We start from the raw sequence: 6,082 nt of genomic DNA on the forward strand, positions 1-6,082 counted from the left end.
GTTCTCCATGCTTTTTTTTCAATCAAGGAAGCAACAAGAATATATACAAAGGTTAGAGGAAGCGATACAGCACTTTGCCGATCGAGCAGAAGCAATCGATGTGACAAATGGGTTCCCTTTTGAGAACATTAAGGAATTAAAGGATTTTGGCTATCCAAAGCTAACGCTGGCAAAAGAGTATGGAGGCCATGGCGGGACATTATATGATTTTCTCCTTTGCCAAGAAAAAATAGCTCAGTATTGCGGCCCCACCGCCTTAGGGATAGGCTGGCACGTCGGGACGGTGCTGTCCTTAATGGAGAGGAAGCCCTGGGAAAAAGGGGTCATGGATCAATTGTTTCACGAAGTGTCAGCGGGCGCCCTCGTCAATACGGCGGCATCAGAGGTCGGGACGGGAAGCCCGACGCGAGGGGGCCGGCCTGAAACGACCGCCACTAAAAAAGGGGAACGATGGATTTTGAATGGCAGAAAGACTTTTACCACTCTTTCCCCCGTCCTGGACATTTTTCTTGTGACAGCATGGGTACCCGAGGATGAGCGGCTAGGTACATTTTTCGTTCATCGCGACGAAGCTGGTGTCGTTATCGAAGAAACTTGGGATATGATTTCCATGCAGGGAACAGGAAGTCATGACTTGGTGTTAAACGACGTGAGCTTGCCTGAAAAGTATTATGTGCAAAAAAGCAACCCTTTGGAAAAACGGAAACCGGAAGCGTGGCTATTACATATACCAGCCTGTTATTTGGGAATTGCAGTAGCTGCGAGAAATCATGCAGTGCAATTCGCAAAAACATACTCTCCCAATAGCTTGCCAGGACCCATAAGGGACCTTCCCAACGTTCAAAGGACAATCGGGGAAATGGAACTGGAGTTAAGTGAGGCGCATCATTTTCTATACTCTGTCGCAGAAAAGTGGGAACGGAATCCTGAGGATCGTGAAGCATTAGCGACCCAGTTGGGTGCCGTTAAATTATCGGTCACAAACAAAGCGCTCTCCATCGTCGATAAGGCGATGAGGGTGGTTGGTGCCAAAAGCTTGCAACGGCAAAATCCATTGCAACGCTACTATCGGGATGTTCGTGCAGGGCTTCATAATCCACCTATGGATGATGCGACCATTACGATGCTCGCAAAATCTGCTCTTTATTAAGGAAATGGAAAGCTTCGTTGCACTGGAATGACTAGGTCGTTTCAGTGCTTTTTGCTGTCCATTCCCAAATTTCGGATCATCAGGGGACAAGCGTCGCTTTTTCATTTTATCCCATCCTAGTTCCCTTCTCATTCTGATAGTTTTACTAGCTTATCACACTCTATCTTGTTATGATTTATGTACCTTTCTAAATCTTCGAAAAATATCGAAAGTCCGGTGTAAAAATGAATCTCATGACAAAGGATTTGCTGATTAACTTTTTAATTATTCTTTTTCCGATCTTTTTGGCCCATGTAATCTATCTAGTGAAATATGTGTACCGATTGAAAGCGATAAAGGGATGGTTCTTGGCCATCTTTCCGATTCTTTCACTCGTCCTCTGTATGTTATTCCCCGTAGTCACGGAAGAGCATTTCGTTTGGGATCTGCGATGGATTCCTTTTATTTTAGGCGGTCTATATGGCGGCTACAGGTTAGGCATGATATTAATAGTGATCACCCTCGTCATCCGTTATGTAACAGGTGGGGAAAGCGGGTTTTATGTAGCATGCATCACTTTCCCGTTCATCGGTGTTTCCCTGTTTTTCATATCGAAATACTATCTAAAAACATCAGTCGGTAAAAAAATCGTCATCGGTGTAGCATTAATCTTTCTTGTCCATATTCTGACAGACTATGTTTCAACCCAAATCTTTGGCCTCGTCATAGGGATAAGCCTATGGAAACAGTATTTCATCATCCAACTGATAGGCATCGTCATCGTCATCATCCTATGGGAGGTTATCATAGCAAACTTCCAGGTGCTTGAAAAACTAGTGAAGGCGGAAAAGCTGCAAATCGTCGGCCACTTGGCAGCAAGCATTTCTCACGAAGTCCGTAACCCGCTTACCGTGACCCGGGGATATCTCCAAATGTTAAGGGAAGACGTTTCGCCTCAAATCAAGGTGAAGTATGCAAATATTGCCTTGCAGGAATTAGATCGGGCTACGGACGTCATCAATGATTATTTGACGTTTGCTTCCATGTGTCCCGAAAAAATGGAGCGGTTACGCACATCCACTGAAATCAATCATGTCGTGAACAGCATCAAACCATTGGCAAGCAAGAATGGGATTGACTTGAAAATATCCGTTTTTGACGATGAGGCTTACTATGTTGTGGGAGAAAGCAAAAAATTTCAGCAGTGCCTGTTCAATATCATCAAGAACGGGATTGAATCAATGTCTGAAGGAGAACTATCCATCCATGTCCTCCATGCTGCCGCCACCATCCAAATTAAGATTCAAGACCAAGGCAGAGGAATGTCCCAAGAGCAAATAAATCGTTTAGGCGAACCTTATTTCACGACAGAAAATACAGGAACGGGATTAGGGATGATGGTTTCTTACAGTGTAATCAAAAGCATGGATGGTACGATATATGTTTCAAGCGTACAGGGGGAAGGGACCTGTTTCTCTCTTAACCTTCCGATTCATGCCCATGAATCTATGTAATATCCTTGTTAATTGACGGTTCAACGGGGATACATTACAATTTAATCAAACTACCAATTTTTGTGAATTGATTCAATCAAGCATTTGATGCCTAAGGGAGATGATCGAATGAAATCGCTTACGGATGGACAAATCATTTGGGAACCGACTAACGAACAAATCGAGCAAACGGTATTGACTCACTATATGAAATGGTTAAAGGAAAAGAAAGGTTTATCATTTCAAGCTTATCATGAATTATGGAAATGGTCTGTTGATGAATTGGAAGAGTTTTGGGCAACGATTTGGGATTATTGCAATGTAAAAGCGGATCGGAAATATGATGCGATTTTATCAGGGCAGTCAATGCCTGGTGCGAAGTGGTTCGAGGGTTCCAGGCTAAACTATGCGGAAAATGCATTAATGAATGATCAGGATGAGAAAACGGCCATTTTTTTTCGTTCCGAGCACATCAAGCAGAAAGAGATCAGCTGGAAAGAACTGAAAGATCAAGTAGCTTCCGTCGCCCATTCCTTAAGGAAGCTTGGGGTGAAATCCGGTGATCGGGTAGTGGCCTATATGCCGAATATACCTGAGACGGTCATCGCGTTCCTGGCTGTGGCAAGCATCGGTGCGATCTGGTCGAGCTGTTCACCTGACTTTGGGGCAAGAAGTGTCATAGATCGTTTCAAACAGATTGAGCCGGTTGTGTTACTGGCGGTTGATGGATACAGGTACAATGGAAAAGTATATGATAAAACAACGGTCGTTTCCCAGCTAAAGAAAGAGTTGGTCTCTGTCAAGCATACTGTACTGGTTCCTTACATAGAAAAAAAGAATATACAAGAAAATCCAGCAGATACCATTCCCTGGGCAGACCTCTTGCTGGAACCGGCGGAATTGTCATTCGAAAGTGTTCCATTCGATCACCCGCTTTGGATTCTCTATTCATCAGGTACGACGGGAATGCCCAAACCGATCGTACAAGGGCATGGCGGAATAGTCTTGGAGCACTTCAAATCGACTAAACTGCATCAAGGTATGTCCTCAGAGGATACAGCATTTTGGTTCACGACGACAGGCTGGATGATGTGGAATCTCCTGATGGGCGGGCTGCTTAATGAAGCGACGATCGTCCTTTATGACGGCAGTCCTTCGTTTCCGAATTCGGAGGTTCTTTGGGAGCTGGCTGAAGATTCCGGTATGACCTTCTTTGGAACGAGCGCCCCTTTCCTTACTAATTCCATGAAACTAGGCATCAAACCGATGGGGAAATATGATTTATCCAAATTGAAAGCCCTTTTTTCCACTGGAGCACCTTTGACGGGTGACGGATACAAATGGGTTTATCAGAATGTCAAAAAGGATATCTGGCTCAGTTCATCCAGTGGCGGAACCGATGTTTGTGCCGGATTTGTTGGCGGGGTTCCGACATTACCGGTAAGAATCGGAGAAATACAGGGCAGGGCACTCGGTGTTCGCGTCGAAGCCTTTGATGAAAAGGGGCAGTCATTGATTAATGAAGTCGGTGAATTGGTGATTACCAAACCGATGCCATCGATGCCGTTATATTTTTGGAATGATCCAAAGGGTATAAGATATCACGAGAGTTATTTCGATGCGTATCCGGGCATTTGGAAACATGGTGATTGGATAAAAATTGACGAAAAGGGTAGCTGCATCATTTATGGGCGATCGGACTCGACCATCAACCGTTCCGGAGTCCGGATGGGCACTAGCGATATATACCGCGTCGTGGAAGCGATTGACGAAGTGATGGAAAGCCTTGTCATCGATAGGGAGGTGCTTGGCCGTCGCTCTTCTTTGCTGCTGTTCGTCGTCCTTAAGCCTGATAGCTACCTGGATGCAACGTTAACTGCAGCAATCAACGAACAAATCAGAGGACAATTATCCCCGCGTTTCGTCCCTGATCACATTTATGCTGTCGAACAAATACCTAAAACACTGAACGGAAAGAAAATGGAAGTCCCGATCCGAAAAGGGTTGTTAGGTTTCGAGTTTGATAAAGTGGTGAATGCAGACTCCATGGCCAACCCTGAATCACTTCAATATTTCAAGGATTTAGCCAAGGAGTTAAACGAGAAGAAAATATTCTGAAAGTCAAGGCGGGGCAAAGGCTCCGTCTTTTTTCCATATTGCCATGCGAGTTTGAAAATATCATGTTTTGTAACTCCAACCAAGCTGTTGTAAGCGGATACAGATTCCACTATACTTAAGGTAACTTCGAATACCATCCTATTAAATTACTTCACCGCATCTTTTCTCTCGTTTAACCGTGCATATTTTCAATCATCCACCAAGAAGGGGTAAACGCAGGATATGCTTTTTACCAACTTGGAATGGCCTACGGGCACTCATGAAACAAGTCGCTTATAAATCCTTGACGGTTGATACTTGCCATTAGAAGCACCTTTACATGCATCTAAAAAATGATGAGGTATACCTAAGCAATGCCGAACAAACCAAACCTTGAAAGGGGAATGCCAATTGAAAACACGAATGACTGAAATGTTGGAAATCGAATATCCGATAATCTGCGGGGGGATGTTTCAAGTTGGCCGGGCGCCACTTGCAGCGGCCGTATCCGAAGCAGGCGGACTTGGCATCATTACTTCGAAAACACAGGCGACACCCGAACGTCTGCGTGATGAAATACGTAAAGTGAAATCTATGACAAAGAAGCCCTTCGCCGTGAACCTCAATTTATTTCCAAGTCAAACGGCCACGCCAAATGCTGACTTCATTGATATTTTAGTGGACGAAGATGTGAAAATCGTCGAAACGAGCGGCAGAAGTCCAGAGGGATTGATGCCAAAACTTAAAGAGCACGGCTTTACCGTGATCCATAAGGTAGCAAGTGTCAAAAATGCGATTTCTGCAGAGAAATTAGGGGTCGATGCCGTAATTATCGTTGGAAATGAAACAGGCGGCCACCCCGGCATGGGGGATGTAGGAACGCTTGTCATGCTGCCAAGGGTCGTCGATTCCGTTTCCATACCTGTTATTGCGGGAGGGGGCTTTTCAGATGGCAGAAGCCTTGTTAGTGCCTTGTCACTGGGGGCTGAGGGTATCGTCATGGGAACTCGCTTCATGGCCACAAAAGAAGCTCCCATTCATGATCATGTTAAAGACTGGATGGTATCGGCAAATGAAATGGATACGGTCGTCATTCAAAGAAATATAGGAAGCCCATCACGGGTAGCGTTGAATGCTGTCAGTAAGGAAGTGGACCGACTCGAAAATGAAGGAGCCACGATAGAAGCCTTAATTCCGCTCATTACAGGTCAAAGAAGCAAAAAAGTATACTTTGAGGGAGATTTGGATGGAGGTATCTGGTCTTGCGGACAATCCGTCGGACTGATTAAGGAAGTATTGACTGTCGATGAACTGATCAAGCAAATCGTACATGAGGCAAATAACTCGCTCGAATCCGTCCAAA

General features: G+C 44.8%; 4 protein-coding genes. All 4 read left to right on the forward strand.

The window, feature by feature from the left end:
• The first annotated feature begins 7 nt into the window (after positions 1-7).
• Positions 8-1,150, forward strand: coding sequence for an acyl-CoA dehydrogenase family protein (locus CVN76_RS03180; RefSeq protein WP_100530261.1), 1,143 nt, complete (start codon positions 8-10; stop codon positions 1,148-1,150).
• A gap of 224 nt (positions 1,151-1,374) precedes the next feature.
• Entirely contained in the window at positions 1,375-2,643 is a 1,269-nt protein-coding gene (locus CVN76_RS03185; protein WP_100530248.1) for a sensor histidine kinase, read from the forward strand.
• 108 nt (positions 2,644-2,751) lie between these two features.
• On the forward strand, positions 2,752-4,740 hold the full coding sequence (locus tag CVN76_RS03190) for an acetoacetate--CoA ligase (protein WP_100530249.1): 1,989 nt from the start codon (positions 2,752-2,754) through the stop codon (positions 4,738-4,740).
• Positions 4,741-5,130: 390 nt separating this feature from the next.
• The coding region (locus tag CVN76_RS03195) for an NAD(P)H-dependent flavin oxidoreductase (protein ID WP_100530250.1) at positions 5,131-6,082 on the forward strand (952 nt) is incomplete at its 3' end.

Source organism: Bacillus sp. mrc49 (genome assembly GCF_002803435.1).

Coding starts and splice junctions, on each gene's coding strand:
- CVN76_RS03185 (WP_100530248.1), top strand. CDS start 1,375: ATGAATCTCATGACAAAGGATTTGCTGATTAACTTTTTAATTATTCTT.
- CVN76_RS03180 (WP_100530261.1), top strand. CDS start 8: ATGCTTTTTTTTCAATCAAGGAAGCAACAAGAATATATACAAAGGTTA.
- CVN76_RS03190 (WP_100530249.1), top strand. CDS start 2,752: ATGAAATCGCTTACGGATGGACAAATCATTTGGGAACCGACTAACGAA.